A 19956-nucleotide genomic window follows, 5' to 3' on the forward strand; every position below is an offset into this window, starting at 1 on the left:
TCACCTGAGAAAGACATGCGAATGGATGCAAGTACGTGCTCGTTTTGTGGGCGAAAAAAGAAGGATGTAGATTTATTATTATCAGGAATGGACGCTCTGATTTGTAACTTCTGTATTGAGCAGGGGTTTGAATTGGTGCAGGAGGAACTGGGCGTTAAACAGCCCGTGAAGAAAAAAGAACCCCAACCAGCGTTTCAAATTCTAAAAGTACCCAAGCCGCAGGAAATCAAAAAGTTCATGGACCAGTACGTGATTGGTCAGGACGATGCCAAGAAAGTACTGAGTGTAGCCGTATATAACCATTACAAGCGTTTACAGCAACAGAAAACCAACGATGACATTTACATTGAGAAATCCAATGTCATCATGGTAGGAGAGACGGGTACGGGTAAGACGTACCTGGCTCGTACCATTGCTAAAATTCTTCAGGTGCCTTTCGCCGTAGCCGATGCCACGGTTATTACCGAAGCTGGTTACGTAGGCGAAGACGTGGAGAGCATTCTGAGCCGTTTACTTCAGGCTGCCGATTACGACGTTGAAGCAGCCGAACGCGGTATTGTCTACATTGATGAAATCGATAAAATTGCCCGTAAGTCGGATAACCCAAGCATTACCCGTGATGTATCTGGCGAAGGTGTTCAACAGGCTTTATTGAAGTTACTGGAAGGGTCAATCGTTAACGTTCCTCCTCAGGGTGGTCGCAAGCACCCCGAACAGAAACTGGTTCCGATTAATACCGAACACATTCTCTTTATTTGCGGTGGAGCTTTCGACGGCGTACAACGTCACATCTCGAAGCGTCTGAATACTCGCCCGATTGGATTCACAAAAGACGACAATACGTCTCGTTTGCTCGAATCTCAGCAATTACTGCGGATGGTTAACCACCAGGATTTAAAGTCTTATGGTCTGATTCCTGAATTGCTGGGACGTTTGCCAGTCATTACTTCGCTGGACCCATTGGACAAATTTACCCTTCGTAAAATTCTGACGGAGCCTAAAAACGCTTTGACGAAGCAATACGAAAAGCTCTTCAACATGGAGGGAATTCAGCTTCAGTTTGAAGACGACGTATTGGAATACATCGTTGATCAGGCCAATGAATACAAACTGGGAGCTCGGGGGTTGCGTTCCATCTGCGAAGCCATCATGACCGATGCCATGTTTGAATTACCCTCCGAAGAAGGCGTACAGGAATTCACGATTTCGCTGAATTATGCCCGTGAGAAATTCGAACGGTCGGCTTTCTTTATGATGAAGAAAGTTGCGTAATAGCTTCTACCGGGGTGTACTAACGATCCGTCTTTTGGAGTAATAAATTCCTCATATTGGGAAAGTCGATAAACAAAAATTCAGGTAGGTTAAAATGTAATGCTCTGGTTTCGACTAGGGCATTCGTTTTTTTAGGTCCGTGCCTGTATTTCCTGTATTAACTCTATTTAAATCAACTTTCCCTATGCGTAAAATCTTACTGTTATCGACTGTCGGGTCGATGTTATGGTTGACGTCCTGTAATCGCTCTGCAACGACAGGATTTCAAAAATCTACCGCTCCTTCTTACGAGCGTCAGGTAGCTGCGAAAACTACTACCCCTGCCACTTCAGAGGCGGTTGCCACGGAAGTAACGCCAGTGCAAACGCCAGAAACGCAGGCTCCAGTAGCGGTAGCGAAAACTACAGATCAACCCGCTTCTGCTGAAAAGCCTGTTACGTTACCTAAAGTTACTCCCGAAATGATTGCCAGTGCTTCTGAAAGACTGGTAACTCAGACGAAGGGTACTGCGTTCGAAAAACAAGCATTAGTAATTCAGAAGAAACTGGCTAAAATTCAGAAAAAAGCTAGTTCAGATAACCTGAATGCTGCTCAGAAAAGCGTAGTAGCTAATAAAATGATGACCAAATTGGTCACTAAGAAAGTGCAGAAGCAACTGGCTAAAGCGAAAAAAGCTAACAAAACAAACGCACTAAGCCAGAACGTTAAAGTGGGTTTGATTCTGTTATTAGTCGGCGTAATCTTCCTGATTATCCCAGTGAACGTTGTACAGATCATTGGTTTGATTATGATGGTTATTGGTGCGGTAATCCTGCTGATCGGTTTATTAGATAGCGTATAGGAATAACAGTCACACTTCATCAACGTACACCCGGGAAAGAGCCTATCTTTTTTCGGGTGTATTTTTTTTACAACTTTCCGGAAATTTGTTCAAACCTATTAATAAGGAAAAGATATGATAACGCCACTCATTTTATTACACGGATACGGAGAAGATGCTAAAGTCTGGGACACCATCAAAGCGGCTTTCTGGCCTGCCACCAATGTACTAACACCCAGTTATGCGTCCCGATCCGATTTAAAGACGATTGACGAATATGCCGAAGCGGTGTATAAGGACCTATGCTCTCAGGGCGTGGAGCGGGGTGTGGTAATTGGTCATTCGATGGGGGGCTACATAGCCTTGGCTCTGGCCGAAAAACATCCTGAGTTTATAGAAGGACTAGGCTTGTTTCATTCTACGGCTTATGCGGATACGGAAGAAAAAAAAGCCAATCGCGACAAAAATGTAGCCGCAATTAAGGAAAAAGGCCCCGCAGGTTTTCTTCAGGGATTCGTGAAGAATATGTACAGCGATGCATTTGCGGAGAATAACCCCGGTGTTCTGGAAGAGCACATTACACATGTCTCTCAACTGCCACCAGAAGCCCTCATCGCCGGGATGCAGGCGATGAAAGACCGCCCGGATCGGCGGCAGGTGCTGGAGAAGGCGACCTATCCTGTGTTGTTTATTATTGGCATGAAAGACAAAGCCGTGAAGCCTGAGGAGGCCATGGAACAGGTGCAGTTAACGCCTAATAGCAGTCAGTTGATTTTGGAAAAAGCGGGTCACATGGGGATGACGGAAGAACCTGACGACTGTCTGGAAATCATTCAGTCTTTTTGGCAAAGAGTAGAACGTGAAGCTTCTTTGAAAGAAATATAGTTTGAAAATTGGATTTGAGCGTTTGATCCATCGGTTGAGTTAGTGAACAGCGAGGCTTCTAGTTACCCTTCGCTATCACCCATTTAACCCAAATCAAACGCTCAAGCGATGAATTATTAAGTTAATCGGGTAACACTTTCAGGATGATTAGCTGAGATTTCTGGCGATTTTCTGGCGTTTTATTCCGATCAAACTTGTTGAAATTATTATCCGAAATTAATACCAGCGTTCGGTTTCCGTTGATAATCGGACCCCAGGACATCCCTTCAATATTATCCAGATGAACACCGCCCCAGTTCACCTCTACCGGATTCTTTTCCAGTAGACTCGTTGACTGTGAACCTGCGTCAGAGCCGGTTTTGGGAATGTAAGTCGTGAACAGACGAATGGAATAGTTACTTTGATCGCGTTCACCCGTCCAGCATCTTTCCAGAAATAATAACTGCCCATCCCGAGCCAGTAGCATTTCAGAAATGCCATTATCGGGATAACCACAAGCGTTCCGGTCCAGCGGATATAAGGCCCGAACCAAAGTATCCCCCTGATTCAGTCCATATCCGGTTACCTGACAGTAAGGATTATTGGGTGTTTGGGGCCATTCGCTGGCTCCCCACAGAACCCGGTTGCTGTCCAGAGCCATGGCTTCAAAGCCTTTATTGTCTTCAAAATCCTGGTAGCTGGCCAGCGTATGAACGGTTGAGTCTTTCTTCAATTTCAGAAACTCCCCGTACGTTTTTCCAGCTCCTAATTCAGTAGTGAAATACAGCGAAGAATCTGCTTTGTCAAATCTAACCGACTCGGCACTATGGATTTTATTAAGTTTCCAGCGTTTGTAATTCCAGGTATTAAATAAGGAATCAAATTCAAACAAGTAACTCTGGCGAGTGGAATCGGCTCCATCCGTTACCAGGTACCATTTCCCAAGTTTAGGGACGTATTCAATGCCCGACAAGCCCCCAAAATAGGGATCGTTCTGAAGAGTGGTGGAATCGCTGAGGTTATACCATTTCAATAATTCCAGCCGGAAATGTTGGGCCTCGGCTACCAGAGCGGCGGTCCAGAGCAGAAAAAATAATCCTATCGTTTTCATAGCTAAGTAAGGTATGGCTCAAGAAAGATACGAAAAAAGCCCACCGTTAGGCGGGCTTTCCCATGAAATCAAAAAGTAGTCTGAACATGCATCACTACTCAAAAAGAATTAGAGACGAACGATCCAGTTGTGCGTATCTTCTACACGACCGTATTTGATATCGTCCAGATACGCTTTTACGCGATTAGCGAAACTATCAGCCTTAATTTCGGGAAGTTCGAAGTTTTTGCCTTCGTAACCAATCGTCGAGATTGGCGAAACCACGGCTGCCGTACCCGCTCCAAAAGCTTCTTCCAGACGGCCATTTTCGAGGTTTTCGATTAACTCAGCGATAGAAACCTTACGTTCTTCCACTTCCATACCCCAATCTTTGGCGATCTGAACGATGGATTTACGGGTAATGCCGTCCAGAATACTGTCGCTTACGGCAGGCGTAACCAGTTTGCCGTCAATCACGAACATAAAGTTCATAGTTCCGGCTTCTTCCACATATTTATGCTCGGCACCATCCGTCCAGATCAACTGATCGTAGCCTTCTTCCTGAGCCAGTTTAGCGGGATAAAGCGAAGCCGCGTAGTTACCTGCACATTTGGCAGCACCTGTTCCGCCGGGAGCCGCCCGAACGTACTGCGTTTCTACTTTCACCTTGACGGGTTTCGAGTAGTAAGCTCCTACTGGACAGTTAAAAATGATGAAACGGTATTTTTTAGAAGGAGACACGCCAATGTACTCATCCGTAGCGAACATGAACGGACGGATGTACAGCGAGTAGTTATCGCGTTGGGGCACCCACTGAGAATCGAGCTTTAACAACTCATACAACCCAGCCAGAAAAATATCTTCTGGAATCTCGGCCATGCAAAGGCGATGAGCCGATCTGTTCAGGCGGGCCGCATTTTCCTGGGGACGGAAAATTAATACTTCGCCATCCGCTGATTTGTAGGCTTTCATGCCTTCAAAAATAGCCTGACCATAATGTAAGGGCATCAGGGCCGGAGAGAAAGCCATGTCGCCGTAAGGTACGATACGCAGATCGGTCCATTCTTTGCCATCAAAGTCCGCGACGAACATATGATCGGCAAAAGTGCGGCCAAAAACCAGTTGATCAAGATTTAACTCGCCAATCCGGCTTTGACTGGTCTGTTGGATGTCTATGGGCAGTGTGTCAATCATGGGGCAAAGAATTTACAAAATGAATGGGAATGCGTTATGTTTTGTTGCAGAATCGGTTTCGAAATTAGACTCTGGGAATCCACTTTACTTCTTCGACCTGTAATTCCTGAGCCATTTTTCGGGAAAGTACAAAAAAGTAATCGGATAATCGGTTTAAATATTGAATGATGATGTCCTCTACCTGAGCCTTCTCGCTGAGGAGAACCACCTGTCTTTCAGCCCTCCGGCAAACGGTTCGGGCCAAGTGAGCAAAAGAAACGGAAGGATGGCCACCGGGTAGGACAAAATGACGCAGAGCGGGAAGTTCCTGTTCCATAGCGTCGATGGCGAGTTCAATTAACGTGACGTCTTCTCGCTGTAAGTCGGGCAGCGGTTTTCTGGAATGCCGTTCCGGGTCATCTGCCAGATGGGAGCCAATGGTAAAAAGCCGATCCTGAATCTCCTTTAAAAGAGAACGGCGGTTTTCATTCACCGACTGATCCCGAACCAGACCTACGTAACTGTTCAGTTCGTCTACAGTGCCGAACACCTCAATGCGTAAATCGGCCTTCGAAATACGACGACCACTGATTAAAGAGGTAGTACCTGTGTCTCCGGTTTTGGTGTAAATCTTCATGCCTGACCTTCGCGTGCTATAGTAACTGCAAAACTAAAGGTTTTCGGCAAAGCCCGTCCGTAGAATTTAAAAATTAATTGTCTTGACAACTAATTTAATAACTAGCCCGATGTTCTTTGAAAATGAATGTTATAACACGGAATGAGGAAAATTTAGTGACCTATGAAGCCAGAAGCAAGGAATAAATGAAAGGTTTTCGGAAGTAATCACAATCTCAACGACGAGTTCGTCGTAACTTTGCGGCCCGAAACCACAGCCTGCCAATACGAGCAACAGGTAAAGTGGTCAGGAACATTGAGCAGATGACTATCGCATATTTCATTTCCCAGATTACCAGATACGTATCCATTCTCGGATTTATCGTGGCTATTTTAATGGCTTACCAAAAACTTCCCACCGAAGTTCCACTTTCCTTTGATCCTTCAAAAGAAGCTACAGAAATGTACTCGAAGGAGTTAATCTTCTACATTACGGGTGGTACCATGCTGGTTCTTAATATGCTGTTTTTGTGGATGAGTCGCTTGTTTCCCAAGTTACCCGACGGATTTATTAAGTTACCTGGAGCGGTAAAATGGATGTTTTACCGCAAGCAACTCAATTACATCATTACCGAATGGATGAACTTCGGAGCAACCCTCACGAATGTATTATTAGGAGCATCGGTATATATTCTGGCCCTCATTAATGACCCCCAGGAAACGGTGCAATTACCCCAATTCAGTTGGGTTACTAGTGCGGGAACCTTCCTGATGATTATGTGGATGGTATATATCCCCTTGCGTTTGCTGTTAACCGGCCCCGTAAAAGAGTAAAGCGTATGCAAAATCTACCCATTGCTGATTTTGAATACGAGTTACCGGATGAACAGATTGCCCGGTTTCCGCTTACCGAACGTGACGCTTCGAAATTACTGGTCTACCGGAAAGGACAGATTACCCATGCACAATTCCCCGAGATTGTGCGTGAACTTTCGGAAGATACGTTACTGGTTTTCAATAATACCCGGGTTATTCCGGCCCGTCTGCATTTTCAGCGAGTAACTGGAGCTCAAATTGAGCTATTTCTCCTGCATCCGGTCGAACCGAGTACGGTTATTCCGGTAGTGATGGAGGAATCACATGCCTGCGTTTGGGAGTGTATGATTGGGAATCGGAAACGCTGGAAGTCAGGTGAAGTTTTGCAGAAAGAACTGACGATTGATGGACAGTCGGTTATCCTTTCTGCGGAGCTGGTAAGTGCCGACGAATCGCTGGTACGACTGAGCTGGACGAACGAAATTCGGTTTGTGGATGTGGTGCAGGCCATTGGTAAAATCCCCTTACCTCCTTACCTCAAACGCGAAGCCGAAGAAGCGGACCTGGAAACGTATCAGACGGTTTATTCCGAAAAACAGGGAGCCGTGGCCGCCCCAACTGCCGGACTACATTTTACCGATCGCGTTTTTGAAGCTCTGGATAAAAAGGGTATTAAACGGGAGTTTCTGACCTTACACGTAGGAGCAGGAACGTTTCAGCCGGTCAAAACCGAAAATGCTCTGGAGCATAAAATGCACGGCGAGCAACTGGTTATTACCCAGGCCAATCTCGAACATTTATTACAAGCCAGTCGTATCATACCCGTAGGGACAACGTCCATGCGTTCGCTGGAGTCCATGTACTGGCTTGGCGTTCAGGTGATACAGGGGAAGTATTTCTCTTTTTCTGATGGGTTTTACATTACGCAGTTTATTCATCAGGAGTACGCTGACCCGGAGTTACCTACCAAAGAAGAGGCTTTTCGGGCTATTTTGAAGCAGATGCAAGCAGAGAACCGAATGGAAATTGTGGGCGAAACCCAGATTATGATTTTTCCGGGGTATCAATTTCGGGTTTGTCAGGGTTTGGTAACCAATTTTCATCAGCCGGGTTCTACTTTGTTGTTACTCATTGCTGCATTAATTGGTGATGATTGGAAACGAATGTACGCCGAAGCTCTAACTAATAATTACCGATTTTTAAGCTATGGCGACTCGTCGCTGTTGTTACCCTTCGATCTATAAGAAAATAGTTAGAAAATGAATCCTAAAAATCCAGTTGACGTCTCGATTGTATATTTTGGTAAGCCCTACCAGACGTTGGTGTCTTTGCTTAGTTTGTTAAAGTATAGTCGGCAACATATTGATACCATTCATATTAGTGTCGAATATAAACAACCGCACGGAGATATAAATGGTATTTACACCGTATTAGAGGGATTAAAAAACGAGAAGGTTCAACTGTATTACCCTACTCAGTTTTACCAGTTGGGTCCGCTGGATTATGAACAGGTAAAAAAGGACGAGAAACTTCGCTGGAGCTTGCCCTATCAGTATGCTCTGGAAAAATCTACTAATCAATATCTTTTCATTTTGCATAATGACATGCTGTTTCATGCAGATATGATTGGAGATATGTTCGAGAAGGGTTTTTCTAAACGTAAACTAGCCGGAGCTGGCTCCATTGGGCAGTGCTGGTCTTGTCCAGCTAACTGGGATAATAAATGTTCGGGTAGCAAGCAGGAATCATACGTTCCTTCACAGGCAGAAGCCATTGCTGTACACGAAGCTCATGCAACGCCTCGGCAAAAACTCGATCTCGAAATCATTCGTTCTGGTAGGGTTTATCCATTGCCAGAATGCCGGTTAAACGAATATGCCTGCCTGGTTAATCTGCAAAACTATCAGCACAATACCTTGCCTTCGGGAGAAAGTCGCTGCTTTGGAGGTGTCTGGAACGGAGCTGATTTAGGCACTAGCTGGTTTTATGACATGGTAAATCGTGGGCATCGTTTTCAGCATTTTGTTTTGGAAGACTACGCGTTACATTCGCCTTTTAACCCCATTGGTCAGGGTAGTCAGGATTATAGCAAGGCAGATAGCTATCGAATCTGTGAAAATCGAGCCAAAGAACATTTGAAGGAGCATTACGAATTACCCGTTCTTTCGTCGGCAACCCAGATAAAAATGGGAATTAACCGGGCAAAATTTAACGCTCGTAAAGCGGCTGGTCAGGTTTATGCCCGACTCTGGAAATTGGTACATTGATGATCTCCCAGACGGAATAATAATAGAAGAAATGAAAATCAATTTTATTGAAGAACTCCGCTGGCGGGGCATGTTGCAGGACATGATGCCCGGAACGGAGGAACAACTGGAAAAAGAACAGACATCAGCCTACATTGGCTTCGATCCGACGGCTTCTTCGCTGCATATTGGTAACCTCGCCACCATTATGTTGCTGGTACACTTGCAAAGAGCCGGCCATAAGCCTTATGCACTGGTGGGTGGTGCTACGGGTATGATCGGCGATCCTTCGTTTAAAGCCGCTGAACGCAGCTTTTTATCCGAAGAAACCTTGGCACTTAATCAGGCTGGTATCAAAAAACAACTGGAACAATTTCTGGATTTTACCGGAAGTAATGCCGCTGAAATCGTTAATAACTACGACTGGTTCAAGGATTTTTCATTCCTGGGTTTTCTGCGTGAAGCGGGTAAATTCCTGAGCGTGAATTACATGATGTCGAAGGATTCGGTGAAGAAGCGTCTGGAGACGGGTATTTCTTTCACGGAGTTTTCATACCAGTTGTTACAAGGGTACGACTTCTATCATTTGTACAAAACCCGTGGGGTAAAGCTGCAAATGGGTGGTTCGGATCAGTGGGGTAACATTACGACAGGAACCGAAATTATTCGTCGTAAAGAAGGGGGGAATGAAGAGGATGCCGAACGCCGTGCCTTCGCCTTAACGACGCCACTGGTAACGAAAGCGGACGGAACGAAATTTGGTAAGTCGGAGAGTGGGAATGTTTGGCTGGATGCAGAACGAACCAGTCCTTATCAGTTTTACCAATTCTGGCTGAATGCCGCTGATGCCGATTGTGGTCGTTTGATTCGGGTATTTACCTTACTTTCCAAGGAAGAGATTGAAGCCCTTGAAGCCCAGCACGCCGAAGCTCCACATTTACGTATCCTGCAAAAAGCCATTGCCAAAGACGTAACGACTCGCGTTCACTCGGCGGAAGCCTACGAAATGGCCGTTCAGGCAAGTGAAGTGTTATTCGGAAAAGGCACGCTGGAAACTTTACAGTCGCTCGACGAGCAGACCTTTGTACAGGTTTTCGAAGGGGTTCCTCAAACGGAAATTTCACTGGCTGATTACGAAGCCGCTCCAAACGTAACGGACTTGTTGGCCGCGGCTGAAGTATATCCTTCGAAGGGTGAAATCAGAAGAGCGATTCAGGGCAATGCTGTTTCAGTAAACAAAGCCAAAATCACCGATGCGAATCAGACGGTTGATTTTCAGTTATTGCAGGGTAAATATCTCCTGATTGCCAAAGGCAAGAAAAACCATTTAGTGAAAGTGGTTTAAGAAGGTTTGATTTAGTGTGAGTCTGTTTGATAAAAGGTTTGAGGTTTGATTTAGAGCAGAATACTACTTTAAGTCAAACCTCAAACCTTTTAAGTATCAAGAGAAAAGTTATTCTCAAAGGCATCAAAACCTCACACTAAATCAAACCTTCTTAAACTCTTTCAAACTTCAACACTTCCTTCAAATACCCGTTCGGCTGGGCCGATTAGGTAGATATTTTCGAAGGAATCAGCTCCGGTTTGTTCGAAGCTCACTTCCAGATTACCTCCCAGAACTTTCACTTTTACCGGACTTGCTACCCCACGTTTGACGTGAGCCGTTAAGGCACAAGCGGTTACACCCGTTCCGCAGGAATACGTTTCGTCTTCTACACCGCGTTCATACGTGCGAACAAACAGTTGATCTTCACCCAGTTGCTCTACGAAGTTAACATTCGTACCCCCGCGTTTTACCCAGTCATCTGAGTAGCGAATGGCGTAACCTTCGTTGTACACTTTGTAATTTTCCAGATCTTCCGTAAACGCTACGACATGTGGAGAACCTGTATTCATAAAGCTATAATCAGCGTGTTCTTCCAGGCCTTTTACATTACTCATTTTTAGAGCGATGCGTTCGGGAGTAACAGAGGCTTCGTGTTCGCCGTCCACGGCAATGAAGCGAGTTTCGTCGCCAATAACGCCGAGGTCGTGGGCAAAGCGAACGGTCGCCCGCCCGCCGTTTCCGCACATGGAACCTTCGCCACCGTCGGCGTTAAAGTATTTCATGCGAAAATCATACGCCTCATCCTTCTGAAGTAAGATCAGCCCGTCGGCACCGATCCCAAAGCGGCGGTGGCAGAGCTGAGCAATTTTTTCTTTAGCAACGGGAAAAAGGCCTTCACGATCATCAATCATAATGAAGTCGTTACCCGTGCCCTGGTATTTGTAAAATGGAATAGTCATCTGGTCAATAAAAAGAGGGACGTGTCCAGCCTGAACACGTCCCCGCAAAAATAGATTCTTATCCTCGAAAATTAATAAGCATCTTCCCAGGAAATCGCTACCTGCCGTTGCTCGCCGAGGCCTTCGATACCTAACTCCACGATGTCACCTGCTTTCAGGTAACGTGGAGGGTTGAAGCCCAGGCCAACGCCCGGAGGTGTGCCGGTTGAGATGACGTCACCGGGCAGTAAAGTCATGAACTGGCTGAGGTAACTGATGATTTGGGGAACGTTGAAGATCATCTGAGTTGTAGACGAATTTTGTAACGTTTCGCCGTTTACCTTTAACCACATGGGCAGGTTGGTAACGTCTTCGATTTCTTCGGGTGTCACCAGATAAGGACCCAGCGGACCGAAGTTATCGCAACCCTTACCTTTATCCCACTGACCTCCGCGTTCCAACTGGAATTCGCGTTCCGAATAGTCATTCATAATGGCATAACCCGCGATGTAATCTTCCGCTTCTTCTTCTGAAACGTAACGGCATTCGGAGCTGATCACTACGGCTAATTCCACTTCCCAGTCGGTTTTTACGGAGTTACGGGGAATGATCACATCATCGTTAGGACCACAAAGAGCCGTCGTTGCTTTGAAGAAAACAATGGGTTCGGCTGGAATGGGAGCGTTGGTTTCCTTCGCGTGATCGGCATAGTTCAGGCCAATGCAAATAATTTTGGAAGGGCGAGCCACGCAGGAAGCGTATTCGATGGGGCCCGTTAACTCTGGTAACTCAGAGGTTCCGTATTGATCCAGGTAATCTTCCAGAACGGCCAGACCTTCTTCTTCGAAAAAGATTTCGTCGAAGTCATAGGCTCCGGTTTCTTCTCCCAAAGCTTCGAAGAAGGGTTCCAGGCTGTAAGATTTCCCGTCGATCAGAATGCCGGGAATGACATCTTCGTCAGTAACGTAGCGAAAGAGTTTCATTCGTTAATATGCAAGTTTGATAATACTTCTTAAATAGAATTCGCCCTCGGGGCTTTGATACTCGTTCAAAGGTATACTTTCTTCGGCAGGCTTATCGCTTAAATCTGCGATTACTTGGTCTGCACTTCCAGAATTGTATCCCGGGGATCCATCGTTACTCCATTGAGGTAGATGAAAAGTCCTTCGGGTTGTTGTTTGAATTTCAGAGCTTTATGTCCGTCAAAGAGACTAACACCAGTGACTTTTGGTTTGAAGTCAGGAACAAATAAATAGGAGGTTTGAGGAGCGGTAAGGATGTGTAAAAAATGACGGGAATCGCCTATTTTCGTACTAACACCCCATTCCTGAGGAGGAACGATACCGCCCCGTGTTTCATAAATGGTCTCGCCGTATTTTTTCAGCCACTGACCCACCGCTTCGAGTCTTTCCACAAATTCGGGCTGAATTTCTCCGTTCGGCATGGGGCCGACATTCAGCAGGAAATTGGCATTGCGACCCGCGGCTCCTACGAGGTAATGAATGAGTCGTTCAGGCGATTTATAATTCTGGTCTTTCAGTTCAAAGCCCCAGCTACCGTTTAAGGTTTCGCAGGTTTCAAGGGGTAACTCGCTGATTTTGCTGGTACCGCTAAATCCAGCGTGATTCTGACCGGGTAAGTCCCGCTCAAACATCTGGAAATCTTCCCCATCAAAAGGGGCTACGTGGTGGTTGTTGCCAACCAAGGCAGCAGGCTGAAGCTTATGAATCAGGTCATAGGTTCGGCGTAATTGCCAGTCCACTACCGTTTTTTGAGGATTGTTCGGATCGTGTGCCGACTGATCCCACCAGCCATCAAACCAGATCCCACCGATTTTACCATAGGTACCATTCAGTAATTCCGTTAGCTGCGTATCCATATAGGTGAGATACTTGCCAAAATCGCCGGATTCAGGGCGGCCCGTTTGCTTGCCCGTTCTGCCACGAGGAAAATAATCGGGATGGTGCCAGTCGAGATGAGAATGGTAGAGGAAAAGCTTAATCCCTTCCTTTTCGCATTCATCCGCAAGCATTTTAAGAACATCTTTTTGGTAAGGCGTATCATCTACGATGTTGTAGGGCGAAATTTTGGAATGCCACATCGCAAAACCGTCGTGGTGCTTACTGGTAAAGGTGATGTATTTCATACCTGCGTTCTTGGCTATCTGTACCCAGCGTTTGGCATCAAACGCCGTAGGGTTAAAGAACTTAGGTAACTTTTCGTAAGCTTTGACTGGAATGTTCTGGTTGTTCATGACCCATTCCCCGTCACCCAAAACGCTGTACACGCCCCAGTGAATGAATAAACCATAGCGGGCATCCTGAAACCATTTTCGGGCTTCCAGATTCTCGGGTGTAGGTTGGTAGGCTTGCCCCTGAGCTAGAAGAGTGCTCAAGGAGAAAAGGATAATAAATAGTTTTTTCATAGGAGATGAGGTATAAAACGTCCCGAAAGGCAGCACGCCCTAGTCCTAAACTGAGGCACGCCGTCTTTCGGGACGTGGTAGTGCTAAAACTGTTGCAAAACTTTCGCCATCTGCTCTGCTACGAACTGATTACCTGTATCATTCAGATGGACCCGATCCGTCGTGAGAATGCCTTTTTCTTCGTTTTTAGGGTTGTTTTTCTGGCTGTAGTCCATGAATGCCTTGCGAAGATCAATCAGAGGTAAGTTATTCTTGGCGGCCAGTTCGCGAATAAACATACTGTATTTATTAAGGTCACCATCCTGCTGATTGGTGTTATCGTAACGCTCCCCAATGGTGGAAGGAGTTGTTAAGACCACTTTGATATTTTGGGCTTTCATCTTATCAATCAAAGCCTGATAAAACTTGACGAACTTATCAGGGTCCGTTCCCGTACCGGAGCTGGCTTTATGCCACACATCATTCACGCCCACCCAGATCACTACCACATCGGGCTTTTGAGCAAGGACATCATCTTCCAGTCGCAGGTACAGATCATAGACCTTATTCCCACCAATGCCTTTGCCCACTAACTCGTACTTGTTTTTGTCGAGTAAGGTGCCCAGTTTGGTAATGTATCCGGTAGGACTAACCCCAGCCTGCGTGATGGAGTCGCCAAAGAAAATAATCTTTTTAGGCTTATCGGCCCGGAAAGCGAAGAGGAGTGTGGTGAGACAGAGTAAAGCAAGTACTTTTTTCATTGGAGCGTATTAGAGGTAAGTAATGGATTGTTTTTAGTGGCTGCGGTTACTAGCCCATGTTTTACAACTGAACCCTGTATGGTTAACTAATGGTAAGATCTTACTAAAATGGTTTGATGAAACTAGCCAGGGCAACCGCAAAGTAAGCGATTTCCCCAAAGCCCTATCTTCATCAAACCATTCCAGTGTATTAATTATTTAAAGTCGTGAAACCACCGTCAATGGGATAATCTACACCCGTAATGAAGGCCGAAGCATCCGAGCAGAGGAAGAGAGCCAGTTGAGCAATTTCTTCGGGTTTCGCCATACGGCCAATGGGTTGCGTAGCCGACAACTTCTCGAACATTTCTTCTTCTTTGCCGGGATAATTTTTGGCGATAAAGCCGTCCACAAAAGGCGTGTGAACGCGGGCGGGAGAAATGCTATTGCAACGGATGTTATCCTTGATGTAATCCTTTGCTACCGACAGAGTCATGGCGTGAACGGCACCCTTGCTCATGCTATAGGCAAAACGATCCGGGATACCCACTAGAGCTGCAATCGAAGCCATGTTCAGAATTACTCCGCCACCCTGAGCTTTCATCAGGGGAATGGCTGCGAAAAGACTGTTATAGGCTCCTTTGATGTTTACATTATAGATACGATCAAGGTCAGCTTCGGTTGTTTTTTCGAGGTTACCTACGTGAGCAATGCCAGCGTTATTTACCAGAATATCCACGGCACCAATGCGAGCAAAAACGGCCAGCATTTCTTCCTGATTAGCCACATTTACGGCATGAACGGCTGCCACACCACCGGCCTGCGTGATTTCATCAGCAACGGTCTGAGCACCTTCCGCACTTAAATCAAGAATATGCACATGGGCTCCCTGGCTACCAAATAAAAGACTGATGGCCCGACCAATGCCGCTGCCGCCGCCCGTAATCACCGCCGTTTTTCCGGCAAGACTAAATACACTCATCCTTGTTAGCTTTTTATTACCTAAAGACCCTTTCGTCCGGGCTAATACCCTATGAATACTGGATTTTTCGGTCTGAATTTATGACTTTGCAAGTTTCGTGTATTTCCGGAAAGAAGCGGAAACTTTATTCGGCTTTCTTTTTGAAGAGGGAAAAACACCAGCCTACCGTAAAGGCGACCACGCAACCCAGCATAACTTCAGACGTGCGTAATAAGGCAATTTGAAGAGCATCCTGCCAGGAGGCTTGCTGGAAGATGGCGGGCGTCATGACCGCAATAACTGTTGACGGAGCCAGTTTCCAACTGGAAGGATATTTCTTGATAATCGTACTCATGAAGATCGCAACGGCAATGGCGAGGAAAAGTGAGTAGATGTTAACACCCGTCAGAACAATGAAAACAATACCAATCAGACAACCGCTAATAGTATTAATAATCCTAGAAATGGTATTACGGCGAAGATCGCCAAAATCGGGTTCAGAAACGATGGCAACGGAGATCAAAGCCCATTCTTTTTTCTCAATATGCAGTAGATCAAGCAATATCCAGGTAATAGCAGCCCCGAGTAGAATCCGGGAAGCGTATAAAAAAGCAACCTTTTTCAGGTCAAATTGGGCAATAATAGCTTTTTCTATTTCAATAAGTCGGCGTTTGGGGTTGATCAGCGTTCTTGACATCATAGCAATCATATAAACTTTTGAAGGGAAGTGTATTTCGTGGCTTTGTATATTATTAACGCAGAAAAGCTCGATTCAGTTTTCTGTAAATTTGTATTATTCTAATAATCTACGCAATCTTTTAAATAGATTTACAAAATAGCCTGTCAGCATTTTACGAATCTGCGTCCTCGCTTAACGCCGCCAGCCGCTTATCTTTGACCGCCATCTTCATGATTAACGCATGCCTTATTTAGTATTAGACCTTGAAATGACCGGCGGTGAACCCGGCTGGAATGAGATTATTCAAATCGGTGCCGTTTTATGCGACGACCAGTGGAATGAGTTAGGAACGTATCTAACGAACGTTTACCCGGAAAATGAAGAAGCATTTTCGGAATATTCGGCTCGCATTCACGGCCTGACTCTGGATGATCTGGAGGATGCTCCCATGATTTACGACGTCATTCCCGAATTTGAAGAATGGATTCTGGAAAAGCTGGGCCGCTTGCGGGGACGGACGCAAACGGTTGATAATTCGCAATACCTGCGGGACGTTATCATCAGTGGTCAGTCGGTAATCAACGATATTAACTTTCTGCGTTTTGCCTATCGGGAGGAAAAGCTGAAATGGCCGTTTTCCAATAAGTTACTGGATTTACACACCCTAGGTTACTTTACGTTCGAAGTGCTGAAAGCCAACGGAAAACCCACGCCCAAGTCGCTAAGCTTGAAAGCCATTGCGGGTTATTTTGGGCTGGAACGCGAAGATGCGGAATTCCATAATGCCCTGGAAGACGCTCAGCTAACTACGCAATCGTTCAAGAACGTTTTTGCCCTGGCGAAGAAGTTCAAAATACAGGAGTAATAAAAAAAACGCTCTTTCGGGTTTTGAAAGGGTAGAGACGCGACTTTATCACGTCTGGGTAAGAGGCGGTTATTGGTGCTGATTGGGATTATAAATCCCTGTCAGATGGCTTTCGAATTACAAATCCGAAAGAGCGAAGGTCTCTTCGTTGGGGAGAATCATGAAGGAAGTTATGGGACTGTCATCCAGAGCGAAGCGAAAAACCTCGGTGGAGGATGCGGCCTTACCTATCATTAGTAACTGCTAGGATTTACTTGCGAAACTGTGTGATAGTAAACGCCGTTTAACCCGAAGTTTTGGTTTTGAAAGGGTAGAGACGCGACTTCATCGCGTCTGGGTAAGAGGCAGTTTTTGTTACCTCTGTATAACTTCCATCTCCCGGCCAGACGCGATGAAGTCGCGTCTCTACTTATGAACTGCAAGAATAATAAAAAACTAGCCCTGAAATAACTCAGGGCTAGTTGGCCTTCCTCCCTTACAAAACAAATGTCTGACTCGTAGCCGGAACGTGTACGGTAAAGCTTTTTTGCTGAACCGTTGTAGTAACGAGTACCTGATAATCTCCGGGTTGATTTAATCCTGAAAGGGTAAACTTCCCGTTCGCATCCGTTAAGGCTGCCACTTCGGCAAACGCTCCCGGCCCTGACTGAATCAGAATGGTCGCGTCCGAAATGGGTTGATTTTGCTGAGTTACCAGCTGTCCTTCAATGGTCATGAACCTAAGGCTTTCCAGTTTTGAATGTTATCATATACCGCCTGCACAATGCGGGTAGCCGAGTTACCCGAGCTGTGCCCGTTCGTGTGAATGCCCACTGCATATCGACTTTCGCCCACTTTCACCCACACGGGGCAACCGCTTTGTCCGCCCGCTGTATCAATCTGATAAGTAATGACCCGGGCCGAAACCGACGAGGCTTTCTGAGCCATCCACCACAGCTGATTACCTCCTTTGTCACCGGGGTAACCACCAACGTTTAAAGCATTCGCTTTGAGATAATTATCATCTCGTACCGCAAAACCAAAATACCCAACGGTATCGCCAAGGCGGGCATTGGCAGGAAGGATAATGGCTCCGTAATCGTTATTGCGGTTTCTGCTTTGCGTCCAGCCCGTCACACTTCTAAAATCAGTAGCAATAACTGAGCCATAGGGGCGGGAGGCATCATTTAATCCGGCTATTACTTCAATACTTTTCGCCCAGCCTCCATGCTCGTGCATGAATACGCAGTGACCTGCTGTAATGACTGTTCGCGGACCAACCAGATAGCCCGAACCAATCCAGCGGCTACCATCCTGAGCGGTCATTCGTAAAGCCACAATAGCTCGCCAGGGGTAAGTCGTGGTAGCTGTGATTCGTACACGTTCATCCGGGTAAATCACTACTTCCGACAGCAGTTCTTCTTCGGGGTAACTGGCATAATAGGCATCTTTCAGGGGTTCCTGCTGACCTGTCAGGCTGCCGGATTCCTCCGTACTAAAGGCAGATTCTTTGAGATTATTGGGGCTGGCGGTTTCGTCATCATCCTGAGCCGTGCGACCGGGGAAGTAACCCTCTACTTTTTCAAGCGTATCTTCAGTTACTTGAGGAGCTTCGAGCGTGAGTGTTTCACCCTGAAAAGGATCATTCGAAAGAATGGAGGTGCCATTTTTAGTAGCCATTTTCTGAAATTGGTTTAGGTTGAACAAGCGTTTACCTTGTTAGTAAGGTGTGACAAAGGTTCAGCTAAAATGGATTTCAGGAAATACCACAATTCAGTGATTCCAAGTGAATAAATAGAGCTGGTCGTGACTTTTTATTCAAGGGGTGAAATAAAAAAGCCGACCCTTTTTACAGAGTCGGCTTTTTCTAAGCATTTATTCTTAAGCTTCCAGAGCAGCTACTCCGGGAAGCGTTTTGCCTTCCATGTATTCCAACAGAGCACCACCACCAGTAGAAACGTAGCTTACGCGATCACCGTAACCCGCGTTATTAACCGCAGCGGCAGAATCACCACCACCAATGAGGGAGAAAGCTCCGTTTTCTTCCGTTGCTTTCACTACGGCTTCTGCAATGGCGTTCGTTCCAACGGCGAAGTTCGAGAATTCGAATACGCCCATCGGACCATTCCAGAGGATTGTTTTCGATTGTTCTACAATTTCCGTGAACACGGCAATGGATTGATGTCCAATATCCAGACCTTCCCAGCCTTCAGGAATCTGACCGGAAGGAACCGTCGTTTTGGAAGCATCGTTCGAGAATTTATCGGCCATAACTGTATCCAGAGGCATAACTAGGTTTACACCTTTTTCTTTCGCTTTCTCGATCAGTTCCAGAGCCAGCTCCATTTTGTCATCTTCGTGAATGGAATTACCAATCTGACCACCCAGAGCTTTCGTGAAGGTATACGTCATACCACCACCTAAGATGAGGTTATCAACTTTATCGAGCAGTTTTTCGATCACCAGAATTTTATCGGAAATCTTAGCACCACCCATAATGGCCGTGTAAGGACGCTCTACGTTATCCAGAATGCGTTGAGCATTATCCAGCTCGGCCTGCATAACATAACCGCTTACTTTATCCGTGAAGAACTGACCGATAACCGCCGTAGAAGCGTGAGCACGGTGAGCCGTTCCAAAGGCATCGTTTACCCAAACGTCACCCAGTTTAGATAATTTTTCGGCGAAAGTTACGTCCCCCTTTTCTTCTTCTTTGTAGAAACGAAGGTTTTCGAGTAACAGAATTTCACCGGGTTGCAGAGAGGCTGCCAGGTCAATGGCCTGCTGTCCAATGGCATCATCCGCAAATTTCACGGGACGGTTGAAGATAACAGACAGGGCGTTTACTAAGTGCTTAAGCGAATACTTTTCAGTAGGTCCATCTTTCGGACGGCCCAGGTGAGACATCAGGATAACCGAACCGCCGTCGTTAAGAATTTTTTGAATCGTCGGAATGGTTGCTTTGATACGGGTATCATCGGTGATTTCATAACGGTCATTCAGGGGAACGTTGAAATCAACGCGGACAAGAGCCTTTTTTCCGGCGAAATTGTACTGGTTCAGCGTCTTCATCAGTAAGAATCAGATGTTTAAATGAGTAATGATTTGACAACTCTTATTATACGTGTTGATGAGTCGGTCGAGAAAGGAACAAAATTATACATTCG

General features: G+C 45.9%; 21 protein-coding genes. 9 read left to right on the top strand and 12 right to left on the bottom strand.

Annotation, left to right across the window (positions count from 1 at the left end; all coding sequences use genetic code 11):
* The first annotated feature begins 21 nt into the window (after positions 1 to 21).
* From clpX to QE390_RS15500, 3 genes are all read left to right on the top strand, one after another.
* Positions 22 to 1272 (top strand): ATP-dependent Clp protease ATP-binding subunit ClpX, encoded by a 1251-nt coding sequence (gene clpX, locus QE390_RS15490; RefSeq protein WP_106638052.1) that lies wholly within the window; start codon positions 22 to 24, stop codon positions 1270 to 1272.
* Between the two features lie 184 nt (positions 1273 to 1456).
* Complete coding sequence (locus QE390_RS15495) at positions 1457 to 2113, top strand: hypothetical protein (RefSeq protein WP_157830437.1); 657 nt, start codon at positions 1457 to 1459, stop codon at positions 2111 to 2113.
* Between the two features lie 114 nt (positions 2114 to 2227).
* Positions 2228 to 2977 (top strand): alpha/beta fold hydrolase, encoded by a 750-nt coding sequence (locus QE390_RS15500; protein WP_307142804.1) that lies wholly within the window; start codon positions 2228 to 2230, stop codon positions 2975 to 2977.
* A gap of 121 nt (positions 2978 to 3098) precedes the next feature.
* On the opposite strand, the gene QE390_RS15505 is transcribed toward QE390_RS15500, so the two are convergent.
* The 3 genes from QE390_RS15505 to QE390_RS15515 form a co-directional block, all read right to left on the bottom strand.
* Positions 3099 to 4067: an esterase-like activity of phytase family protein gene (locus QE390_RS15505; protein WP_307142805.1), complete on the bottom strand. Its 969-nt coding sequence runs from the start codon at positions 4065 to 4067 to the stop codon at positions 3099 to 3101.
* Positions 4068 to 4175: 108 nt separating this feature from the next.
* The gene (locus QE390_RS15510) at positions 4176 to 5240 is read right to left on the bottom strand and encodes a branched-chain amino acid aminotransferase (RefSeq protein WP_307142806.1); all 1065 of its coding nucleotides are present in this window, start codon (positions 5238 to 5240) and stop codon (positions 4176 to 4178) included.
* 64 nt (positions 5241 to 5304) lie between these two features.
* Positions 5305 to 5856, bottom strand: a complete 552-nt coding sequence (locus QE390_RS15515) for a cob(I)yrinic acid a,c-diamide adenosyltransferase (RefSeq protein WP_106638047.1) — start codon at positions 5854 to 5856, stop codon at positions 5305 to 5307.
* 302 nt (positions 5857 to 6158) lie between these two features.
* On the opposite strand from QE390_RS15515, the gene QE390_RS15520 reads away from it, so the two are divergent.
* From QE390_RS15520 to tyrS, 4 genes are read left to right on the top strand one after another with little or no spacing between them, the layout of a single operon-like run.
* A complete protein-coding gene (locus QE390_RS15520; RefSeq protein ID WP_106638046.1) occupies positions 6159 to 6668 on the top strand; it encodes a hypothetical protein in 510 nt (169 codons plus the stop codon).
* A 5-nt stretch (positions 6669 to 6673) separates the two neighbouring features.
* Complete coding sequence (locus QE390_RS15525; protein WP_307142807.1) at positions 6674 to 7894, top strand: S-adenosylmethionine:tRNA ribosyltransferase-isomerase; 1221 nt, start codon at positions 6674 to 6676, stop codon at positions 7892 to 7894.
* Positions 7895 to 7909: 15 nt separating this feature from the next.
* Positions 7910 to 8917, top strand: coding sequence for a hypothetical protein (locus QE390_RS15530; protein WP_307142808.1), 1008 nt, complete (start codon positions 7910 to 7912; stop codon positions 8915 to 8917).
* A gap of 37 nt (positions 8918 to 8954) precedes the next feature.
* A complete protein-coding gene (tyrS, locus tag QE390_RS15535) occupies positions 8955 to 10241 on the top strand; it encodes a tyrosine--tRNA ligase (RefSeq protein ID WP_106638106.1) in 1287 nt (428 codons plus the stop codon).
* A gap of 161 nt (positions 10242 to 10402) precedes the next feature.
* Here the strand turns inward: tyrS and dapF are convergent, their stop codons facing one another.
* The 6 genes from dapF to QE390_RS15565 all read right to left on the bottom strand — a co-directional run bounded on the left by dapF (position 10403) and on the right by QE390_RS15565 (position 15966).
* The gene (gene dapF / locus QE390_RS15540; protein ID WP_106638043.1) at positions 10403 to 11182 is read right to left on the bottom strand and encodes a diaminopimelate epimerase; all 780 of its coding nucleotides are present in this window, start codon (positions 11180 to 11182) and stop codon (positions 10403 to 10405) included.
* A gap of 71 nt (positions 11183 to 11253) precedes the next feature.
* Positions 11254 to 12144, bottom strand: a complete 891-nt coding sequence (locus QE390_RS15545) for a fumarylacetoacetate hydrolase family protein (RefSeq protein ID WP_106638042.1) — start codon at positions 12142 to 12144, stop codon at positions 11254 to 11256.
* Between the two features lie 110 nt (positions 12145 to 12254).
* Positions 12255 to 13586: an alpha-L-fucosidase gene (locus QE390_RS15550; protein ID WP_307142809.1), complete on the bottom strand. Its 1332-nt coding sequence runs from the start codon at positions 13584 to 13586 to the stop codon at positions 12255 to 12257.
* A gap of 83 nt (positions 13587 to 13669) precedes the next feature.
* Positions 13670 to 14326: an SGNH/GDSL hydrolase family protein gene (locus QE390_RS15555; RefSeq protein ID WP_307142810.1), complete on the bottom strand. Its 657-nt coding sequence runs from the start codon at positions 14324 to 14326 to the stop codon at positions 13670 to 13672.
* Between the two features lie 190 nt (positions 14327 to 14516).
* The gene (locus QE390_RS15560) at positions 14517 to 15287 is read right to left on the bottom strand and encodes an SDR family NAD(P)-dependent oxidoreductase (protein WP_307142811.1); all 771 of its coding nucleotides are present in this window, start codon (positions 15285 to 15287) and stop codon (positions 14517 to 14519) included.
* Between the two features lie 124 nt (positions 15288 to 15411).
* Entirely contained in the window at positions 15412 to 15966 is a 555-nt protein-coding gene (locus QE390_RS15565) for an FUSC family protein (protein ID WP_157830436.1), read from the bottom strand.
* A gap of 220 nt (positions 15967 to 16186) precedes the next feature.
* On the opposite strand from QE390_RS15565, the gene QE390_RS15570 reads away from it, so the two are divergent.
* Positions 16187 to 16810, top strand: a complete 624-nt coding sequence (locus tag QE390_RS15570; RefSeq protein ID WP_307142812.1) for a PolC-type DNA polymerase III — start codon at positions 16187 to 16189, stop codon at positions 16808 to 16810.
* Positions 16811 to 16915: 105 nt separating this feature from the next.
* Positions 16916 to 17047 (top strand): hypothetical protein, encoded by a 132-nt coding sequence (locus tag QE390_RS15575; RefSeq protein ID WP_307142813.1) that lies wholly within the window; start codon positions 16916 to 16918, stop codon positions 17045 to 17047.
* Positions 17048 to 17285: 238 nt separating this feature from the next.
* On the opposite strand, the gene QE390_RS15580 is transcribed toward QE390_RS15575, so the two are convergent.
* The 3 genes from QE390_RS15580 to pgk all read right to left on the bottom strand — a co-directional run bounded on the left by QE390_RS15580 (position 17286) and on the right by pgk (position 19861).
* Complete coding sequence (locus QE390_RS15580; protein ID WP_307142814.1) at positions 17286 to 17525, bottom strand: carboxypeptidase-like regulatory domain-containing protein; 240 nt, start codon at positions 17523 to 17525, stop codon at positions 17286 to 17288.
* Positions 17522 to 18469 (bottom strand): serine protease, encoded by a 948-nt coding sequence (locus QE390_RS15585; RefSeq protein WP_307142815.1) that lies wholly within the window; start codon positions 18467 to 18469, stop codon positions 17522 to 17524. The genes QE390_RS15580 and QE390_RS15585 overlap by 4 nt, the downstream gene beginning before the upstream one ends.
* A gap of 201 nt (positions 18470 to 18670) precedes the next feature.
* The gene (pgk, locus tag QE390_RS15590; protein ID WP_307142816.1) at positions 18671 to 19861 is read right to left on the bottom strand and encodes a phosphoglycerate kinase; all 1191 of its coding nucleotides are present in this window, start codon (positions 19859 to 19861) and stop codon (positions 18671 to 18673) included.
* Between the last annotated feature and the right edge of the window lie 95 nt (positions 19862 to 19956).

Source organism: Siphonobacter sp. SORGH_AS_1065, from assembly GCF_030818595.1.
Taxonomy (GTDB): Bacteria; Bacteroidota; Bacteroidia; order Cytophagales; family Spirosomataceae; genus Siphonobacter.